The organism is Nostoc sp. CmiVER01, assembly GCF_034531135.2.
GTDB lineage: Bacteria > Cyanobacteriota > Cyanobacteriia > Cyanobacteriales > Nostocaceae > Nostoc.
Map to the genome: position 1 here is coordinate 300,915 of NZ_JAVRBU020000004.1, position 19,268 is coordinate 320,182.

A 19,268-nucleotide genomic window follows, 5' to 3' on the forward strand; every position below is an offset into this window, starting at 1 on the left:
TGCATTGGATGAGGTTATTATCTGCTTAAAAGGGAATACTATAAAAACATTGGTAAAAAATAATACAAACATTCTATTTAAGTTCTGGGTGCAAACATGATAATTAGAACACTCACTAAAGCTAAACATGCTCCGATTAAGTCGTAGCGGTCTGGAGTTACCCCGTCTACCTTCCAGCCCCAAAACATTGCCATTGCAATAAACACGCCACCGTAAGCCGCATACACTCTGCCAAAATTTGCCGATTGGAGAGTTGCAATAATCCCATAAAAAGCTAAAGCAATTCCACCCAATATGCCCCACCACAAAGGCTTACCTTCGCGCAACCACAACCAGACTAAGTAGCCGCCACCGATTTCCAATAAACCAGCCCACAAAAAATACACTAGGGACTTAATCATTTAACAGATTCTTTAATAAAATCGAACTCAGTAAAATTACGCTAACGCTTTTAACTAAAGTGTTGTCATTAATTAAAGTAAGTTTGTTGACAAATTAGGGATTGGAGATTGGGGCTAGGGACTGAGTATTAAGGGGGACAAAACAAGATAAAGACTTCTTTTTTAATAATTCCGCCTAGTCCGCAATCTCCAGCCCCCAATCCCCAATCCCCAGTCCCCAGTCCCTAATCCCCAGAATAAGGATGAAAGCACCATTACCTGATAACGAAGCACAAAGAATCGAGACGCTTTTGCAGTATAAGATTCTCGACACGCCATCTGAAGCCGCTTTTGATGACCTCACCCATTTAGCCTCGTATATTTGTCAGACTCCTATTGCTTTAATTAGCTTAATTGATACAAACCGTCAGTGGTTCAAGTCAAGACTCGGAATAGAAGCCATAGAAACGCATCGAGATTTTGCATTCTGTGCCCATGCTATTCTACAGCCTGATGTTTTTATTGTGCCTGATGCAACAGATGATGAAAGGTTTGCCATCAACCCACTAGTAACATCTGACCCAAAGATTCGGTTTTATGCTGGTGTACCTCTGACTAATCCTGAGGGATATGCGCTAGGAACTCTATGTGTAATTGATTATGTACCACGAGAACTTACACCAGAACAAGTGGAGGCATTACGAACTTTAGGTCGTCAAGTGATCAAGCAACTGGAATTACGCCGAAATTTAGCAAGTTTGGTACTTGTAAGCAAGAAAGGCAAACAGGCGCAGAGAGTACACAAGCAATTTTTTAAAAAGATTGCAGCAGGTTTTGGTTTAGCATCGGCAATTTTAGTTCTGATTGGCGTAGTTTCTTATCAAAATACAAGAGTATCTACTAATAATCGCAGTATAGTAAAAAATACTTATAAAAAAATTGAGAGTCTAGAAAAACTACAGTACCAGATAAAGGATGCTGAGACTGGACAAAGTGGTTACGTCCTTACTGGAAAACAAACTTATCTCAAACCTTATCAAGCAGCACTTGCTAACGTCGAGCAAGAAATTGCCAACCTGAAAAGTCTAACAGCAGATCAACCGAATCAACAAAAGCAAATTGCAACCCTTGAATTTCTAATAACGACTAAATTTACTGAACTAAAACAAACTATTGACTTGCGCCAAAACAAGGGATTAGAAGCGGCATTGCAAGTACTAGTGAAAAATGAGCAACAAAATCTCATGGATGATATCCGCAAGGCGATCAATGAGATGGAAAACGAGGCAAAGGGACAACTTCAACAGCAGTTACAAGCAAAAAAAGCCACTAGTCGCAACACAATTCTGATACTTGCGATCGCCATCTGCCTAAGTTTTATCGTTCTTGCTGTAGTCTACTACTTCATCTATCGTGAGGTCATTGAGCGCAAAAGGACAGAAGAAGCCTTAAACCAAGAACGCAACTTTATCTCAGCAGTCCTGGATACAGCCAGCGCCTTAGTAGTAGTTGCCGACTCCCAAGGAAAAATTGTTCGCTTCAATCAAGCTTGTGAGCAAACAACAGGTTACTCCTTCGATGAGGTGAGGGATAGGCATTTCTGGAACTTGTTCTTACTTCCTGAAGAGGTGGAGTCAGCCAAAGCAGTTTTTGAGCAATTGTTAACTGGTAGAGGCCTCCTAGAATACGAAAACTATTGGGTAATGAAGGATGGCAGCCGCCGACTGATTGCCTGGTCGAATACCTTCTTAAAAGACTATGAAGGATCGGTGGAATACATTGTTGGTACTGGCATTGACATCACCGATCGCAAACGAGTAGAACAACATCTGACTGCTCAATATGTTGCAACTCGCGTTTTAGAAGAGTCCGCCACGATTAGCGAAGCTACTTGGCAAACCCTGCAAGGGATCTGCGAGAGTTTGGTATGGGATTTGGGTGAAATTTGGATGGTGGATGAGCAGGCAAATGTGCTGCGTTTTGTCGATATGTGGTATGAGGCATCTCTTGATGTACAGGAGTTAGCAGCACTAAATCGGCAAACCACCCTTGCACCAGGAATTGGACTACCTGGCCGGGTTTGGGCTAGTTCTGAACCTGTTTGGATCGCTGATATCGTTAAAGAACTCAGTTTCTCCCGCTTCAAAATCAGCCCTGAAGTACAACTACACGCAGCTTTTGGTTTTCCGATCCGCAGTGGTCATAAAATCCTTGGTGTGATTACCTGCTTTAACCGTCAAATCCAACCGCCTGACCAAGATTTGATCAAAACGATGAATTCTATTGGTGAGCAATTGGGGCAATTTATCCAGCGTAAACAAGCTGAAGAAGAGGTACAACGGCAAAACTTGCGATCGCAATTATTTACCGAAATCGCTCTTAAGATTCGCCAATCTTTACAAATTGAAGAAATTCTCCAAATCACTGTCAAGGAAGTACAAAGAATTCTCCAGACTGACCGAGTTTTAATCTATCAAGTTTTGCCTGATGAATCTGTACCTACTGTTATTGAAGCAGTAGTTTCTGGCTTACCAACAATCAAAGAGCAAAATATTAGCGCCCCCTACTTTCGAGCCGAATATTTACAGCAGTACTATTTACAGCAGTACCGTCAAGGACAAATTTTAGGACTAGCTAATTTCGATCTGCCAGAAGTAGAACAAAACCATTTAGAATTAATCCAACAGTTTGGGGTCAAAGTCAATTTGGTTGTGCCCATTCTTGTCAAAGAAGAACTTCGTGGTTTGCTCATAGTTCATCAGTGTGATGATTCTCACCACTGGTCTAGCTTTGAAACTCATCTTTTGCGCCAAATAGCCGACCAAGTAGGTATTGCCTTAGCCCAAGCCCAACTATTAGTAGCAGAAACTCGTCAGCGACAAGAACTTGAAATTGCCCGTCGCCAAGCTGAATTAGCTTCTCAGGCTAAAAGTGCCTTTTTGGCAAATATCAGTCATGAAATTCGCACTCCGATGAATGCTGTATTGGGCATGACTAGTTTGGTGTTAGATACTCCGTTAGATCCAGAACAGCGAGATTTTATTGAAACAATTCGTAGTAGTGGAGACGCCCTTTTAAGTTTAATCAACGAGATTTTGGATCTTTCCAAACTTGAGGCTGGAGAGATGGCTCTTGAAACTCTAGATTTTGACTTATCCACTTGTGTGGAAGAAGTAGTGGAATTATTAGCTCCCTCAGCGCATAACAAGGGATTAGAAATTGGCGCACTGATTGAACATAACGTCCCCACCCACCTCAAAGGAGATACTGGTAGGCTGCGGCAAATTCTCATGAACTTAATCAGCAACGCTATCAAGTTCACTAGTGCTGGCGAAGTATTAATACAAGCCGAATTGCGTTCTCTTACTTCTACTACAGCCACCATCCATTTTGCCATCACAGATACAGGTCTTGGCATTAGCCCTGAAGATCAACGCAAACTCTTTATGCCATTTACCCAAGTGGATGCTTCGACTACTCGCAAGTATGGTGGTACTGGTTTGGGATTAGCCATCTGTAAACAACTAGTAACTTTGATGGGAGGAGTAATTGGGGTAGAGAGTCAGATCGGTAAAGGATCTAAGTTTTGGTTTGAAGTACTTTTTACCAAGCAAGTTGAGCCTGCTTTACCAAAGTGCCAACGCGGACTTTTGAACAATCGCCGTTTGTTATTAGTGGATAACAATGCTATTAATTACAAAATTATCTACTATCAAGCTAATCATTGGGGAATGCAGGTAGATAAAGCTGATAGTATTACTGCTGCCCTCAAAGTTATTCAGTCAGCTTATGAGCAAGGAAAATCTTATGATGTTGCCTTGGTTGATATAAAAAATGACATGACAATAAAAGAACAAATTAAAGCCAATTCTGCAATTACTGAAATACCTTTGATTATGCTCACCTCTACTAATCAACGTGATGAAGTGCAGCAGACGCTCAAAATTGGATTTACTGCTTATTTGGTCAAACCGATTAAGCCATCACGACTTCTCGATACCATTATGACTATTTTAGAAACTCAGTCGGAATCAAAACAAGGAGCTAAAGGCTCTTGGTTAAATGCTACTGAAAAAATCCAGAGTTCAGAAACTTCAAGTATTCTAACCTCCTCTTCCCCTTACGTGGCTACTAAATCGAAATTAAGAATTCTCTTAGCTGAAGATAATTTGGTAAATCAAAAAGTAGCCTTGAAGCAACTCAATAGTCTGGGCTACAAAGCCGATGTCGTTGCTAATGGCAAGGAAGTTTTGCAGCTATTAGAAAAAATTCCTTACGATTTGATTCTAATGGATTGTCAAATGCCAGTTCTTGACGGTTTAGAAACCACAAAAGAAATTCATCGTTGGCAAGAAGATACTTTTGCTCTCCGTCGTCGTCCTGTAGTGATTGCGATGACTGCTAATGCCATGAAAGAAGATCAAGAAAGGTGTCTCAATGCCGGAATGGATGACTATTTAACTAAGCCAGTGTTTAAAGAAAAATTGGCTACAACCCTAGAGCATTGGACAGGTGTGATCCTTTCAAAACAAGAGGCAGTTGTATATGAGCAGACAGTTACTACTGATTTAGCAATTGATTGGGAACACTTGCATCGGATATCGGGAAATGACACAGAATTTGAGTTAAGTCTATTGCAAGTATGCGTTGAAGATATTAAACCCCGTTTAGAAATAATTAAAGCAGCGATCGCATCTCATGACTTTGGGCAAATTGTGCAAGAAGCTCATCACCTTAAAGGCGCTAGTGCCAACATTGGAGCCACAGCCATGTATCTAGCAGCTGATAAACTAGAACGATTGGCTTACCATCAAGACCTTAGAAATACTACTAACTTAATTTTAGAGTTAAAAGAACTTCTTAACTGCATTCAAGATTTTTTAATCAGAAAGCAGGTAACAAATAGCACCTTGTTACCAACCAAAAATGATGATGCATAAACCCGCGATTAATGCAAAAACAGCCTTGATGTACGCGTGCTAGTAAAAAAAATGTATATAATATTACAAATTTAGACTAAACGAAAAGCTGCATTCAATCTTCCTACATTTTCAACAACTTTAGCTGATATAGTAGCTGATATCGTCGGTATTTGGCGATTTATCATTATTCAAGAGGTCTTATGAAACGCTTAATCTACATCATTCCCGTTACTACAATTGCCTTACTGACATTAGTAGGATGCAACAGCGATCAAAAATCTACTACCCAGGCTCCTGCTGCCACTGAAACCACTGCGGGGACAGCAGTATCCAAAACAACTGTTGCGACACAGGGAGGTTTTAAGAGTTTGGTCAGTGTAGTTTCAAATACCAAAACTGCGGTGCAAGGCGGAAACTTTGATAAAGCTCAACAAGAATTTAATAAGTTTGAAAACTCTTGGTCTAAGGTTGAGGATGGTGTCAAAACTAAATCTTCAAAAACCTATAATGTAATCGAAGATACTGCGACCCAGGTGAAGGGTGCGCTGAAGGCAAAAGATAAAGCGAAAGCTCTTAAAGGGTTACAAACACTTGACACAAATATCGCCAGTGTTTCTAAAAAGTGAGGTAAAGCTAACATAGAGCAGAAGTCAGCCCCAACCCTTGGGGACGCTGTTTGCGTTTGGGGAAGTCAAAAGTCACACATTCAAAAGTCAATAATTTGGCCCCATAAATAAAATTATTTGCTCTGTATCCAAATTATTATTTGGTCAAAGGACACAAGATAGGAGAAAAACAGTCTTTATATCTGGCTTTGAACAAATAGCAAAGTGCTATAGTTTCCACTGGAGATTTTGGATAATGCGTTCATTTCGCAAGTACCACCGGACTCTGGCGATTATTCTGGCTTTACCGCTTGCTGTAACATTGTTAACTGGAATTGCAGCTACGCTGGTAGGTGAGTGGTCAGCTAACCTGGGAGTAGGCCGTAGTCTACTGCTTTCTATTCATCGTGGTGAAATATTTGGTTTACAGGGAATCTACCCAATTTTGAACGGACTAGGACTATTGGGATTGTTAGTTACTGGCTTAAGTATGACTAGTTTGTTTGGTAGGAAAAGGCCAAAATCCGAGAAGGATTAGAAAATATATAAGCTGTTACGCAAATAAACATTGTACATCCACTAGTGAGGTTGCCCTTTGTGGTTGGTAAACACAAATGACTAATTACTAATGAAGGTCTACACGGAAAATAGTGCAATATATAGGCGCGTTAGCTTAATTTCACTTTCCGTGCGATCGCATAGTAAAAAGTTTAGTACTAGCCTTTTCAAGGTGTACTTTACCCCAGTTTGATGCTAGCAGTGGATGCATTTTCTTGTGAATATGGTCATGCTTTAGGAGCATTTTACCAAAAGAAATCAATAAGTTGAAATAATAATTAATTAAATTTTACATTTAACACCTATATTTGAATGTATTATCAATCATACTTATTGAAAATTTAAAGTTTTGATAAAGTAGTTGATGTAACCTTGTACTTCATGATAATTAAATAGTTACAGCGTCGGTTTAAAAAAGTTTGGAAAAAGAACCAAAATATTTGATATAGTTGCTTACTATTTGGATTCTTAATTAAGAGACTTTCAAAAAAAACTATCTAATTCTTTAAAGTAGGCGTCTCGCTCGTGCGTAAGCAAAAGCGGGTTTTTTAGGTCAGCCCACAATAAATAGCTGGATATTTTTTCTTTATAAGTTATTAACCAAATAAGTTAGTAGTTTTTAATTTAGATTACACAAATGGTAAGTAATCTACATTGACCTAATGAATAGTTCTTTTACTGAGGCTGAACTTACGTATTAGTGAGAAATTCAGGAGAAATAACATGGCATTTATTTTCGGCAAAACAAGTGCTGACAATCTTTCTGGGACTTCGGGAAATGACACGATAGTTGGTTGGGCTAGTGGTGGTAATGCCAATAGTACTTCTGGTAACGACACTTTGAATGGTGCAAATGGTAACGATTCCCTCGCAGGTGGGACAGCAAACGACAGTCTAAGTGGTGGAAACGGCAATGACACACTTGATGGTGGCACAGGAAACGACACTCTAATAGGTGGTGCAGGTAATGACACCTTCATAGCCAGTCAGGGTAACGACAGCATTAATGGCGGAGATGGCACTGATACCGCAGACTACAGTCAACTAGATCAAACCATTATCTTGTCAGGTTTTGGAACCATTGAAAAATCTGGCGGATTTGGTCAAGACCAACTCTTTAGAGTCGAAAAGGTTATTGCTAATGCTAATGTTGCCAACAACACTATAGATGCATCCCAATCTTTGGCTGGGGTATCTATCACTGTTAATCTGCGAACCCAAAGTTTGGCTGCCAATAACGTTCCTGGCGTGGGAGCATTGTCATTTACAGCAGTCAACTTTGATAATGTCATCGGTACAAATGGAAATGACAGCATTGTTGGTGACAGGCAAAATAATCGATTATCCGGTAATAAGGGTAATGACACACTTGATGGAGGCTTAGGTACTGACACTTTGATTGGGGGAGCAGGCGACGACACTTACCTCGTTGATAGTACTACCGACACCATTACAGAGGCTGCTAATTCAGGCACAGATAGCGTCCGGTCTTCTGTCTCCTATGCACTAGGCAACAATTTGGAAAACCTGACACTGAGGGAAGGTGGTGACATTAGCGGGACAGGTAACAGTCTTAGCAATTTCATTTTTGGTAATACTTCTAACAACACTTTGAATGGTGGAGGAGGCAATGATACTCTAGATGGTAGTGATGGTAATGATATCCTCAATGGTGGCGACGGCAATGATAGTCTACAGGGTGGGCCAGGTAATGAGGTACTCAATGGCGGCGCTGGAGACGATATCCTCATTGGCGTTTTCCCTGGTAGTCCACTTCCACCTGGAATAGGAGAAACTGATCGCTTCACAGGTGGAGCTGGGGCAGATAGATTTATCCTGGGTGACGCTGCAAATGTTTTCTACGACGATAACAATACTACGAATCCTGGTTTTGGGGACTTGGCTACTATTACTGACTTTGACTCTAGCCAAGATCGAATTGAACTCAAAGGAACTCCAGAAGACTACCGCCTGCAAGTTGTTGCAGGCAACACACGAATATTTTTAGAGAAACCGACAGGAGAGCAAGATGAAATCATAGGTGTTCTGCAAGGGACAACCAATCTTAGACTTGATAGTGATAACTTCCTTTTCTATGAGCGGGAAAATGCTGGAGAAGATACAAATAACTCACTAGATAGCGCTGAAGGATTAGGTTCCTTATCATCAGGCTCAAACCTTAATCTTTCAGCGCAGTTGGCAACAGTTCAACCAGGGGATAATTCTGATTTCGACTTTTTTAAATTTTCTGTAGCAAATCCAGGAACTGTCACTATCAGTACGGTGACATCTGAAGATACAGTTCTGGGTCTGTTTAACGCTGCTGGAGCTTTATTAGAAACTAACGACGATAATGGTTCCAACCAGTCATCATTAATCACTACTTTCCTGAATGCAGGTACGTACTCCATTTCAGTGAGTAAATTTAGTTTCTTACCTGAAGATGGCGGAATTTTCTCTGGTAGCAGCTCTATACCTGATTTTTCTTATAACCTAGAAGTCAGTTTTGCATAAGAATGTTGTCAATTTAAGATTGTACTGTCATCTGAAGTAGATTCAAGGATACTTTTCCTCCTGGCTAGGGGAACACGGCAACGTGTCCCCCTTACCCAACAAGAAACTATTTATACCAATGCTTTATGAAGATGCATAGAATTAAAAACGAACCGCCCTTCGGGTTCACCAGTCGCCTACGGTGGGAAACCCGCCTACAGCGCTGGTTCACCAAGAACGCCAAGAGCGCCAAGAATAGAGGGTTAATTATTTTGTGCAGCTTCACATGAAATTTATATTACAAGTCCGGGCTATTTTATGAGTCAGAATAAAGCCATAAATTCTGTATGCCCATCTTCGTAATGCAGAGGTATTTAATCAAAATCTGTCGGTAAATCTGGTTGGCGATAATGTTGAAAAAGTCGCGTGATTTGCGCTGGTGTCACACGTCCGATGGAAAGTTCTGGTAACGCATCTTCAGCAAAAAAACCTACTTCTTCAGTTTCAATACTTGATGATGGAGAACCACCAATAAGTTCACACTTAAAAAACAGCTTGTAGACATAAAACGGAAGCGGTGGATGTCCCTGTTTGTCTCTGTCATAGACTGCTAGTAGTTTGATCGCGCGTGCTTGATATCCAGATTCTTCATATACTTCTTTCATAACTACTTGACTGGGCGACTCGCCGACATCAGCCCATCCACCAGGTAAAGTCCAGCAACCGTCTGCTCGTTCTTTGACTAATAATATAGTATCATCACGAAAAATTGCTCCTCGCACATCAACTTTGGGAGTAGCATATCCTACTTCACGGCTAAACAAATCGAGAACATGGCTGTGTTCTACATTTGAGTAAGTCGCCATAATTTCTGTGGCGATCGCTCGTAATTGTTTATAGCGTTCGATATCAAAAGGGTTTTCAGAATAGGTTAGACCATTTTGAGCGATCGCTTGTAACTTTTGTGCCCATTCCAGCCATTTTGTTTCCACAGTTTTTTCCCTATTTAATATAGAGACGTTATATTTAACGTCTCTACATAATTCTAAAGATGGCTATTAAGCATCATCTAAAGCTGCAATTCCAGGCAATACCTTGCCTTCAAGCAACTCCAAGCTAGCGCCGCCGCCGGTGGAGATGTGGCTCATTTGGTCAGCTAAACCAACTTTTTCCACAGCCGCTACTGAGTCGCCGCCGCCAATGATGGTGGTAGTACCAGTTTTACCAATTTCAGCGAGGGTATGAGCGATCGCTTCCGTACCTTTGGCAAACTTATCAAACTCAAACACACCCATTGGCCCGTTCCAAATTACCGTTTTGGTATCTGCAAGGCTCTCTTGGAAAAATTTCACAGAGTCTGGCCCAATATCCAAACCCATCCAACCATCTGGAATATTCTCAATGCTAACGGTTTGAGAATTGGCATCAGGAGCAAAGTTATCTGCCAATACCACATCTGTAGGAAGCAATAAAGCAACGCCCCGTTCTTTAGCCTTAGCTTCCAAAGACTTCGCTAGTTCTAGCTTGTCTTCTTCTACCAACGACTTACCGACATTCAAACCACGGGCTTTATAGAAGGTGAAAATCATCCCACCGCCGATGATTAGCTTGTCGCACTTCTCCAGCAACGTTTCAATTACGCCAATTTTGCTGGAAACCTTGGAACCGCCAATAATTGCTGCCAAAGGACGTTGGGGATTTTCAATAGCATTTTGCAGATATTGCAATTCCTTCTCAACCAAATATCCAGCCACAGAAGGGCTGAGGAATTTAGTCACACCTTCAGTAGAAGCATGAGCGCGGTGTGCAGTACCAAAAGCATCATTTACATAAAAATCAGCATTAGCTGCCAATTTTTTTGCAAATTCTGAGTCGTTTTTCTCCTCTTCTGGGTAAAAACGGACATTTTCTAGTAACAGCACTTGACCATTTTGCAGAGTGCCAACTTTAGCTGCAACTTCATCGCCAATAGAGTCATCAGTTTTAACGACTTCTTGCCCCAGTAACTCAGAGAGACGCTTGGCAACGGGAGTTAGGCGTAATTTGTCATCCACACCCTTAGGACGGCCAAAATGGCTGGCGAGAATGACCTTAGCTCCCTTCTGCGTCAAATCTTGGATGGTTGGTAGAGCGGCGCGAATGCGAGTATCGTCGGTAATGTTGCCTTGATCGTCCACAGGCACGTTAAAGTCAACCCGCACTAAGGCACGTTTCCCAGAGATATCAGCCGAAGATAAACTTGCTAAACTTTTTTTGGACACACCAAACTCTCCTGATTGCCTTTTTGTTATTGTTTTGAAAGTAGAACCATCAAGATTTTACCGGAGTCAGGGGTACCCAAGTGACAGAGATATTTAAGACAGTACTATTTCCTATTGATCAAAGCCGGGAAACGCGGGAAGCTGCTGATGTTGTTACCAACGTAGTCAAAAAGTACGGCAGTCGCTTGGTGCTGCTGTCTGTGGTAGAAGAACCACTTCCAGATGCGCCTAGTGCAGATGATCCGATGGTGTCACCAGAGGTAGTTGCTAAACTGCTGGAAAATGCCCAATCTTTATTTTCTGGGCAAGGAATTCAAGCTGAAACCTTAGAAAGGCGGGGTAAACCAGCTTTTACCATCTGCGATGTCGCTGATGAAATCGGAGCCGATTTAATAATTATGGGGTGTCGGGGGCTAGGCTTGACTGAAGAGGGAGCCGATGATAGTGTTACTACTCGCGTGATTAATCTTTCCCCTTGCCCAGTGCTGATTGTGCCTTAGCAGTCATAAGTACCCAGGAGCTAGTGTGTTGCTGAATAAACTGTTACGCAAATAATATTGTACGTTTACCTGATGACTGATGACTGAAAACCCGTCAACAGTCATCAGCCAACTGAAACGTGAAGGCAGAAGCTCTTACAGGGAAGACGGAAGCTCTTGCAGGCTGCGCGAAACACCCAAACGTGAAAGCAGAAGCTCTTACAGGGAAGACGGAAGCTCTTGCAGGCTGCGTGAAACACCCAAACGTGAAAGCAGAAGCTCTTACAGGGAAGACGGAAGCTCTTGCAGGCTGCGTGAAACACCCAAACGTGAAAGCGGAAGCTCTTGCAAGTAGAGCGTAATACCAATTTGAAAAAAGAATGCGACAAATAAACCATCTATAGAGACGCGATTCATCGCGTCTTTACCCAAGCATGTGTTTGAAATCATTAATTGAATTGGTATTAAGTAAGTTGGTGCAATAAAATCAAACTATGTAAACAAAAGTAAATAAGGCTCAAACTCTTTCTCCCCCTGCCCCCTGCCCCCTGCCTTATTACAACAATAATTATTTACACCGACCTACTTACCCCCTCTGGGCGATGCGCTGCTGGAAGATCACGACCATAAGTAGAAAGCCACCGCGAAGCACAAGCTGCCACCACGGAGTAATAGTCCCCTCAAGATTCAGAAGGTTGTACATCATTCCTAAGAGAAGAACACCTATAAGCGTCGGAAACACGCTTCCCTGACCGCCTGCGAGAAATGTTCCTCCCATGACGGTTGCAGCGATCGCATCTGTTTCCCAGCCAAAGGCAGCCACAGGCTGACCTGCCCCTAGACGACCTGCGAGAACAACACCAGCAAGCCCTGAAAGCATACCGCTAAATGTGTAGACTGCAAGCTTTACTTGGTTTGGATTCACGCCCATCAGCCGGGAGGCTTCCTCGTTATCGCCAATAGCAAACACATGCAACCCTAATCGGCTTCTGTGTAGCATAAACCAAGCTGCAAAATATAAGAGCGCAACTATAATCACGGGGACAGGAACGAAACCAATAAACCCTCTACCCAGCCAAACAAGTCCCGATGCTGTCGATGATACAGCAATCGACTTCTCCTCAGTGATGCTCAACGCCAGCCCCCGTGCCGCGCTTGCGGTGAATAACGTAACAACGAACGGCTGGAGCCTCGCACGAGACACAAGAAGACCGTTTACCACACCAAGCAAGGTAGTGCTGACAATGCCGCAAACAATTGCTACAAAGCTTCCTTGTCCAGCAAGCAATGCTGCGATGACACCGCCTAGAGCAACAAGGGAACCCACCGAGAGATCGATTCCTCCACTCAGGATCACGACAGTCATGCCCAGTGCCACGATCGCTAGCATACTGTTCTGTCGCATGATGTTCATGAGATTAAGAGGTGTCAGGAAGGTTTCATAACGAAACGATGCGAAAACAGCCAAACTAAGGAGCATGAGCAGCACGCCCTGCGAGGTGAGGAGTCTGGCGAGACGCTTCCCAGCAAGTGCAAGAGACTTTGTAGCAGCCATGACGCGTTAAACCTCCTTAGGACGCTGTAAAAAAATAGCGAAAAGAATGATTACAGATTTTAAAACTAATGACCAGGTGAAGGGAATCAGGAGCATGTTGAAACTTGTGGAAATCACCTGCATAATCAAGGCTCCGACAACAGTTCCGAGTACATTGGCGCGACCACCGGAGAAGGGCGTACCGCCAACAACAACAGCTGCGATCGCCTCGAATTCTGCGTTGACACCTACCTTACTAGGATCGCCTAAACCAAGCCTCGCCGTCTCGACAAGTCCGGCCAGTCCCGCAAGTAGGGCGCTAATTATATAGACAATGTATTTCACGCGTTCCGCACGGATGCCCGCCAGCCGTGCGGCCTTCTCGTTGCCGCCGACTGCAACAATCTGACGCCCAAAAAGCGTAGAGTGGATACAGAAGAAGGCTCCTGCAATGATGACTGCCGCAATCACAACCTGAATTGGTATAAAACCGAGATAGCCTTTTCCGAGTGCTTCAAATGTGGGATTGGTAAAGGGAACGAGCTGACCGTCCCCGATCACCTGAGCAACCCCACGCCATAAGATCAGAGCCGCCAAGGTAGTGATCAGGGGGTCAAGTTTCAGACGTGAGATCAGAAAGCCATTGATCAGACCAACCAACAGGGCACAGCACAAGGCGGACGAAATGGCAACAGTTATTCCATACTTAATAAGCAATGCCACAATGACAGAAACCAATGCCATAGTAGAGCCGACCGTCAAATCGATGCCACGCGAGGCAATGACAAATGTCATCCCAACGGCAATAAACATTGTGGTGGATACTTGGAGCAACATGTTTAAGGTGTTGCTAACTGTAGCGAAACGCGGAGTGAAAACGGCGTTCGCAATATAGAGAATTAACAGTGCCGCAGGTGCGCCAAAGTCTGGGTTCCATAGGGTTCCCCAACCCAGGTAAGGCTTCTTGCTATTCATGATCTGTGCTGCTCTTCACGGCTTCCTGACCTGCACCTTCCGCCATTACGTGCAGAATTGCCTTTATATTCTTCTGCTCGCCACTGAGTTCCGCGATTGACCGCCCGTCACGAAGGACGATAACACGTTGCGAACCTTCAACTAACTCTTCCACTTCCGATGAAATCATCACAACTCCCAGCCCTTGCTCTGCTAATTCGGCGATCAGGCGCTGGATCTCTCCCTTTGCCCCAACGTCAATACCGCGAGTCGGCTCGTCGAGGAGAAGAAGTTTTGTATTCTTGCACAGCCATCGCGCCAGAAGAACCTTCTGCTGATTGCCGCCTGATAATTCGTGGATCTTCTGTTCGGCGCTGGCCGCCTTAATTCCAAGGCGGTGCATGAAACGATCGACAAGCTCATTCTGTCGTTTTCTGGAAACGATGCCCCATTGCGTAAGGTTTGGTAGTGCAGCGAGAGTGAGGTTTTCTCGCACCGAAAGCTCAGGGATGATGCCGTCCGCCTTGCGATCCTCTGAAAGGAAAGCTATGCCAGCGTCGATCGCATCATGAGGATCGCGCAAGGATAGAAGATTACCTTCGAGTTTTACAGTTCCACCTTCAAGTGGTTCTGCCCCAAACAGGGTACGCACTGTTTCACTTCGACCGGAGCCGAGCAAACCCGCAAGCCCAACGATTTCCCCATGCCGCATTTCAATTGAGACACCATTGAGGCTTTTCTTATATTTGAGAGCTTCCGCCTGGAGCAGCACTGGCCGATCTACCGCATTTTGCGATCGCCCTGCAAACGCTGTGACTCCTTTGCTTACTTCTTCTGGCTCACGACCCAGCATAGAACAAACGAGTTCCAGGCGATTGAGCGTGGAGAGTGATCGCGTTATGATGTTACGCCCATCACGCAAAACTGTAACGCGATCGCACACGGCGTAAAGTTCTTCAAAACGGTGGCTGACGTAAACGATGGATGTCCCTTCCGACTTTAGCCGCCGCATGACGTTAAAAAGAACAGAAACTTCAGTTTCGGTAAGCGAACTCGTGGGTTCATCGAGGATCAGCACCCGCGCACTAAAGGATATGGCGCGTGCGATCGCCACCATTTGGCGATGGGCAATATTGAGCGAATCAACTACTGAGTGTGGGTCAATATCCAATCCCAGGCGCTCCAATATCTCCGATGCTTCGGTATTCATACGCCGTCTGTCAATAATACCGAAGCGATGCGGTTCTCTGCCAAGAAAAATATTCTCAGCAACGGTTCGGAAACCCACAAGCTGAATCTCCTGGTAGACAGCTACGATGCCTACCGCCTGCGCTTCGGTCGGGTTCTGGAATGTAACGGGACTCTCCCCATAATCCATAACACCCGAATCTCGTCGATAGGCTCCCGTCATGATTTTAATGAGTGTCGATTTGCCAGCACCATTTTCTCCAACCAGCGCGTGGATCTCGCCCGCCTTTAGCTCAAAATCCACACCCCGGAGCGCCGACACACCGGAAAAACTTTTCTTTATGTCCCTCATGCACAAGACAGTTCGAGTTGCCTGAGTCATAGGCTTTACCTAATTTTTGTCCTGATACCCCATAGTCATCTTCTTTATTCATCATCCAAGTTCAACATATTTCCTGGCTATCTTTTCTTTATTTATATGGCGTAAGAAGCTCGGAATAAATATAATTCTTTTGACTTTTGCTTTGCGGTATTAGTATGCTTCATGCACAAAATCTTTGGCGTTTGTGACGTCGAAGAGTCTGTCCTGAAGAATTATTTTAGGAGGAATCTTTTTGCCAGCAAAATACTTCTCCATCGTAGCGAAAACAAGTGGGCCAAAACGCGGGTTCGACTCGACACTCACGCCAAGTTCGCCGCGAATAATCGCTTCAAGTGCGGCTTTCTGCCCATCGATTGAACCGACGATCACATTCTTACCAGGCTTCATGCCTGCTGACTTGAGAGCCTGGATCGCACCCAATGCCATTTCGTCATTGTGAGCATACACTGCGGTGATATCAGAACCTTTAGCCTGGATGATGTTTTCCATTACACGCACGGCCACAGCCCGCGAAAAATCCGCCGTTTGGGTGGCGATGATCTTCATATTGGGATAACTGGCGATCGCATCCCGAAATCCCTTTGCCCGATCAATTGCGACCGATGACCCTGCTGTTCCAGTGAGTTCCACAATAGACGCCTTGCCATTAGTAGCCTGAGCCAGCCATTTGCCAACGCGGCGGCCTTGGACAATGAAATCCGAACCGAGAAAGCTGACGAAATCCTCGCCTGGTCTTCCCGCAGCTTCACGGTCGATGAGAAACACTGGTATTTTTGCTGCTCTCGCTGTTTCAAGAGCAGGTGTAAGACCCTCATATTCCCGTGGCGCGAGAAATATGGCATCGACTTGTCGAGCGATTAAATCTTCGATGTCGGAAAATTGCTTCGATGTCTGCCCCTGAGCATCCGTCATCAAGAAATCGTAAGTTTTCTTACGCTTGGCAGCCTCCTCTTTGATGCTATTCGTTTCGGCGATGCGCCACGGCCCAATGTTCTCTGTTTGCGAAAATCCGACAATTTTTTTTGTTTTCTCACGCACACAGCCAGACTGCGAGAAAGCCGCAACAATAATCACAGCGTAGACGCTAAATACCAGAAACTTTGACATATAGACTCGGACAGGTTTCATTTTTCATAACCCCATCAGATATTCTATTTCTCGTGTGCGATCGCTAATTATACTTAGATCCATCTTCTGATTTATATTGTCTACCATCTGCTCATGCTAGCGTCGAACAAACAGGAGAGTATCATGGCTCCGTTTCAACCTACACGACGACGGTTTATTAAAGTAGCTGGAGGGGTAAGTTTCCTGACTCTCTTGGGCTGCAATCGACGGGAGCAAGCAATGCTGACGCTATATACCTTTGGGGACTCAATTTTAGATTGCGGACGATATAACGAGTATGGAGTTCATCCAGGACAACTCCTCATCCAGAATGACGATCGCCTGTTTCCAGAGTTTCAAGATCCATCATGGTTCACAGCGATGATCGAGCCAAGTCTGCGCGGTGCATCTGAAGTACGACGGGTTTTTCTTTCCTGTATTGTTGGGCAATAAAAATACCTGTTCTGCAACAGTTACTCAAGAACTTGGAATCGGCGTTTAAAAACTTTTTTGGCAAACGCGTAAGCTTGGTGGGAGAGTGTCAAAAAAATACTCTACCGATTTATTTGCCTCAGTAGAGTATATAGTGTATACGTATCTTATGCCTCTAAGCATTATTTTATCCAATAGTAAATCTTTATACTACAGTGTAAATACTGCGTGTTTTGAACAGCACGCAAATTGTGACGGGTGTGGACACGAAAGCGGCGATATTTCTTGAAGGTGCAGTAAGTTGTTCAAAATATCATCCGTCAGCCTGGTATCAAAGTAGTACTTAGAGTTACCCAACAATCATTTGTCAAAACCTCTCGCATCACTGCTTCATCCTTAAAAGTTTCTTGCAAAAGGCGTCCTTCATAGACTAGCTTGATTTCGCTTTGCTCAAATGCCCAAGGAGATATCATTACTGTATGATGATGCTCTTTATCTTCTGTCAAACTTAACTTTAATGTAGTTGTACCATTAGTGGTTGGAACTTGATTAACATAGTTTTCTCCAGTTTTTCCTTCACATAAAATTATCGAAAGTGCATCCCATGTTGCCACTAGTTTTTTATTGCGCTCTATTAGCTTTGGCATTACATAAGGTGCATAATATCCATCTTTTTTAAGAAGTTCAATAATCTGGTTTTGAAATGCATACTCGTTTTTTAGAAAATCTTGAACAATTTGAGTAGACTTCTCTGAGTTTTGCCAACTTGTGAATCTCTCATACAATCCTGTTCCGTGCAATGAAATCAGTAGCGTTGCATATCTACCTAAAGGAAGTGCTAGCTGTTTAGCACCCGACCAAATATCTATATGCACCTCAGTTGCCAATTCTGTAAATTTGTAAGGGTAGCCAGTTTGGGGGTTAAGTGTAGGCTGCTGCTCCCACCGCAACCACCCAATGTCATGCTGTTCTGCGGCCAGATAAACTTCTTCTTTAGGAATAAACTGACCAAATTGCTCATTTCCCCAAGCTCGTGCTAATTGACCTGAAAGCCAGGCATGATGGGGTTGAGTGATACAAATTACTCCATACTTTGATACACGATGTAGCATGAGTTTAAATTTTAGCCTGTTATTGTATCTTTCAACTTATACAAAACAAGGGCTAATTTTCTACAATCTGTAGGTCTAACTGTAGGTCTAATTTGAGAATTAGCACTGCCTAACTATAAAAGTTACTGTAAATGCCCAAAGTTGAACATTAGCGATGATGCAATTTTTGGAAAGTAATATCGGATTTGGGATTTGGTTGACTTACTATTCAGATTCAATCCCAGCAATAGAAAATCAACCTAAATGATTAAGCGCAGACTTAGATAAACGCACTAACTTTTTTGGTACAGCTCCAAAAACATAGTCATGCATTCACTTTTACTAAATCTACATCCGCAAGCCAGATAATTCTACTTTGAACCGATGCCATTTCTTCCAAAATTGGGGAACGCCATTCTACTGCATAAAGCCAATTGTTTTTCAAGCTAAAAATCCCTTGAATAATCCGACGTGATGGTTCTTCACTAAAATCAACTTCCACCACATCCCCCAATTTAAAAGTTGGTGTAGCAACTGGAGCTTTTTCTACTAAGTTTGTTCCAGAAAATTCTTTTTGAGACAAATAGAGTATTTCACGACAACAGACAATGGCATAAATCCATTCCTGTCTCTCCCATTGAACACCACAACAGTAGCCTGATATATCAGAGTTTGATAAAAAAACTTTTTCCAGGATTTGAACTGCCAATGGTGGCATGTCTTTTCCCCACGGTACAGAACTATGCCAACAAGATTCTAAAGCGACAATTTGATTAATCATGCAAAGTAATCTCTTTTTTATACATAAACTACTTTGCACTTGTATAATCCGGATGTAATTTCAAAATCCAGTCACAGCAACATCTTGGTGAGCTACTCCAG

General features: G+C 43.2%; 15 protein-coding genes. 6 read left to right on the top strand and 9 right to left on the bottom strand.

Translation table 11 applies throughout. The annotated features are described in order from the left end of the window. Positions 1–77: 77 nt before the first annotated feature. Positions 78–401 (bottom strand): YnfA family protein, encoded by a 324-nt coding sequence (locus tag RMZ43_RS08365; RefSeq protein WP_322651616.1) that lies wholly within the window; start codon positions 399–401, stop codon positions 78–80. 242 nt (positions 402–643) lie between these two features. Between RMZ43_RS08365 and RMZ43_RS08370 the strand changes: the two genes are divergently transcribed. The 4 genes from RMZ43_RS08370 (at position 644) to RMZ43_RS08385 (ending at position 8,979) form a co-directional block, all read left to right on the top strand. After that, positions 644–5,320: a GAF domain-containing protein gene (locus RMZ43_RS08370; RefSeq protein ID WP_322651617.1), complete on the top strand. Its 4,677-nt coding sequence runs from the start codon at positions 644–646 to the stop codon at positions 5,318–5,320. Between the two features lie 182 nt (positions 5,321–5,502). Beyond that, positions 5,503–5,928, top strand: a complete 426-nt coding sequence (locus RMZ43_RS08375) for a DUF4363 family protein (RefSeq protein WP_322651618.1) — start codon at positions 5,503–5,505, stop codon at positions 5,926–5,928. A gap of 235 nt (positions 5,929–6,163) precedes the next feature. Next, a complete protein-coding gene (locus RMZ43_RS08380) occupies positions 6,164–6,445 on the top strand; it encodes a peptidase (protein ID WP_196525661.1) in 282 nt (93 codons plus the stop codon). Positions 6,446–7,188: 743 nt separating this feature from the next. After that, positions 7,189–8,979 (top strand): calcium-binding protein, encoded by a 1,791-nt coding sequence (locus RMZ43_RS08385; protein ID WP_428850711.1) that lies wholly within the window; start codon positions 7,189–7,191, stop codon positions 8,977–8,979. Positions 8,980–9,332: 353 nt separating this feature from the next. Here RMZ43_RS08385 and RMZ43_RS08390 read toward each other — a convergent pair whose 3' ends face one another. Continuing rightward, positions 9,333–9,950: an NUDIX hydrolase gene (locus RMZ43_RS08390; RefSeq protein ID WP_322651621.1), complete on the bottom strand. Its 618-nt coding sequence runs from the start codon at positions 9,948–9,950 to the stop codon at positions 9,333–9,335. Positions 9,951–10,016: 66 nt separating this feature from the next. After that, positions 10,017–11,219, bottom strand: coding sequence for a phosphoglycerate kinase (locus RMZ43_RS08395; protein ID WP_322651622.1), 1,203 nt, complete (start codon positions 11,217–11,219; stop codon positions 10,017–10,019). Between the two features lie 89 nt (positions 11,220–11,308). Between RMZ43_RS08395 and RMZ43_RS08400 the strand changes: the two genes are divergently transcribed. Next, on the top strand, positions 11,309–11,719 hold the full coding sequence (locus tag RMZ43_RS08400) for a universal stress protein (RefSeq protein ID WP_322655790.1): 411 nt from the start codon (positions 11,309–11,311) through the stop codon (positions 11,717–11,719). 565 nt (positions 11,720–12,284) lie between these two features. On the opposite strand, the gene RMZ43_RS08405 is transcribed toward RMZ43_RS08400, so the two are convergent. The 4 genes from RMZ43_RS08405 to RMZ43_RS08420 all read right to left on the bottom strand — a co-directional run bounded on the left by RMZ43_RS08405 (position 12,285) and on the right by RMZ43_RS08420 (position 16,884). Then, positions 12,285–13,253 carry an ABC transporter permease gene (locus tag RMZ43_RS08405; protein WP_322655788.1) on the bottom strand — a complete coding sequence of 323 codons (969 nt, stop codon included), beginning with the start codon at positions 13,251–13,253 and terminating at the stop codon, positions 12,285–12,287. A 6-nt stretch (positions 13,254–13,259) separates the two neighbouring features. Beyond that, on the bottom strand, positions 13,260–14,207 hold the full coding sequence (locus RMZ43_RS08410) for an ABC transporter permease (protein WP_322655787.1): 948 nt from the start codon (positions 14,205–14,207) through the stop codon (positions 13,260–13,262). Further along, a complete protein-coding gene (locus RMZ43_RS08415; protein WP_322655786.1) occupies positions 14,200–15,756 on the bottom strand; it encodes a sugar ABC transporter ATP-binding protein in 1,557 nt (518 codons plus the stop codon). The genes RMZ43_RS08410 and RMZ43_RS08415 overlap by 8 nt, the downstream gene beginning before the upstream one ends. A gap of 150 nt (positions 15,757–15,906) precedes the next feature. Next, on the bottom strand, positions 15,907–16,884 hold the full coding sequence (locus RMZ43_RS08420; RefSeq protein ID WP_322655785.1) for an ABC transporter substrate-binding protein: 978 nt from the start codon (positions 16,882–16,884) through the stop codon (positions 15,907–15,909). Between the two features lie 123 nt (positions 16,885–17,007). On the opposite strand from RMZ43_RS08420, the gene RMZ43_RS08425 reads away from it, so the two are divergent. After that, positions 17,008–17,316: a hypothetical protein gene (locus RMZ43_RS08425; RefSeq protein WP_322655784.1), complete on the top strand. Its 309-nt coding sequence runs from the start codon at positions 17,008–17,010 to the stop codon at positions 17,314–17,316. Positions 17,317–17,615: 299 nt separating this feature from the next. Here the strand turns inward: RMZ43_RS08425 and RMZ43_RS08430 are convergent, their stop codons facing one another. Beyond that, positions 17,616–18,407, bottom strand: coding sequence for a DUF3891 family protein (locus RMZ43_RS08430; RefSeq protein ID WP_322651628.1), 792 nt, complete (start codon positions 18,405–18,407; stop codon positions 17,616–17,618). Positions 18,408–18,711: 304 nt separating this feature from the next. Beyond that, positions 18,712–19,167, bottom strand: a complete 456-nt coding sequence (locus RMZ43_RS08435) for a DUF1392 domain-containing protein (RefSeq protein WP_322651629.1) — start codon at positions 19,165–19,167, stop codon at positions 18,712–18,714. Positions 19,168–19,268 lie beyond the last annotated feature (101 nt).

Coding starts and splice junctions, on each gene's coding strand:
- RMZ43_RS08365 (WP_322651616.1), bottom strand. CDS start 401: ATGATTAAGTCCCTAGTGTATTTTTTGTGGGCTGGTTTATTGGAAATC.
- RMZ43_RS08370 (WP_322651617.1), top strand. CDS start 644: ATGAAAGCACCATTACCTGATAACGAAGCACAAAGAATCGAGACGCTT.
- RMZ43_RS08375 (WP_322651618.1), top strand. CDS start 5,503: ATGAAACGCTTAATCTACATCATTCCCGTTACTACAATTGCCTTACTG.
- RMZ43_RS08380 (WP_196525661.1), top strand. CDS start 6,164: ATGCGTTCATTTCGCAAGTACCACCGGACTCTGGCGATTATTCTGGCT.
- RMZ43_RS08385 (WP_428850711.1), top strand. CDS start 7,189: ATGGCATTTATTTTCGGCAAAACAAGTGCTGACAATCTTTCTGGGACT.
- RMZ43_RS08405 (WP_322655788.1), bottom strand. CDS start 13,253: ATGGCTGCTACAAAGTCTCTTGCACTTGCTGGGAAGCGTCTCGCCAGA.
- RMZ43_RS08410 (WP_322655787.1), bottom strand. CDS start 14,207: ATGAATAGCAAGAAGCCTTACCTGGGTTGGGGAACCCTATGGAACCCA.
- RMZ43_RS08415 (WP_322655786.1), bottom strand. CDS start 15,756: ATGACTCAGGCAACTCGAACTGTCTTGTGCATGAGGGACATAAAGAAA.
- RMZ43_RS08420 (WP_322655785.1), bottom strand. CDS start 16,884: ATGAAACCTGTCCGAGTCTATATGTCAAAGTTTCTGGTATTTAGCGTC.
- RMZ43_RS08425 (WP_322655784.1), top strand. CDS start 17,008: ATGGCTCCGTTTCAACCTACACGACGACGGTTTATTAAAGTAGCTGGA.
- RMZ43_RS08430 (WP_322651628.1), bottom strand. CDS start 18,407: ATGCTACATCGTGTATCAAAGTATGGAGTAATTTGTATCACTCAACCC.
- RMZ43_RS08435 (WP_322651629.1), bottom strand. CDS start 19,167: ATGATTAATCAAATTGTCGCTTTAGAATCTTGTTGGCATAGTTCTGTA.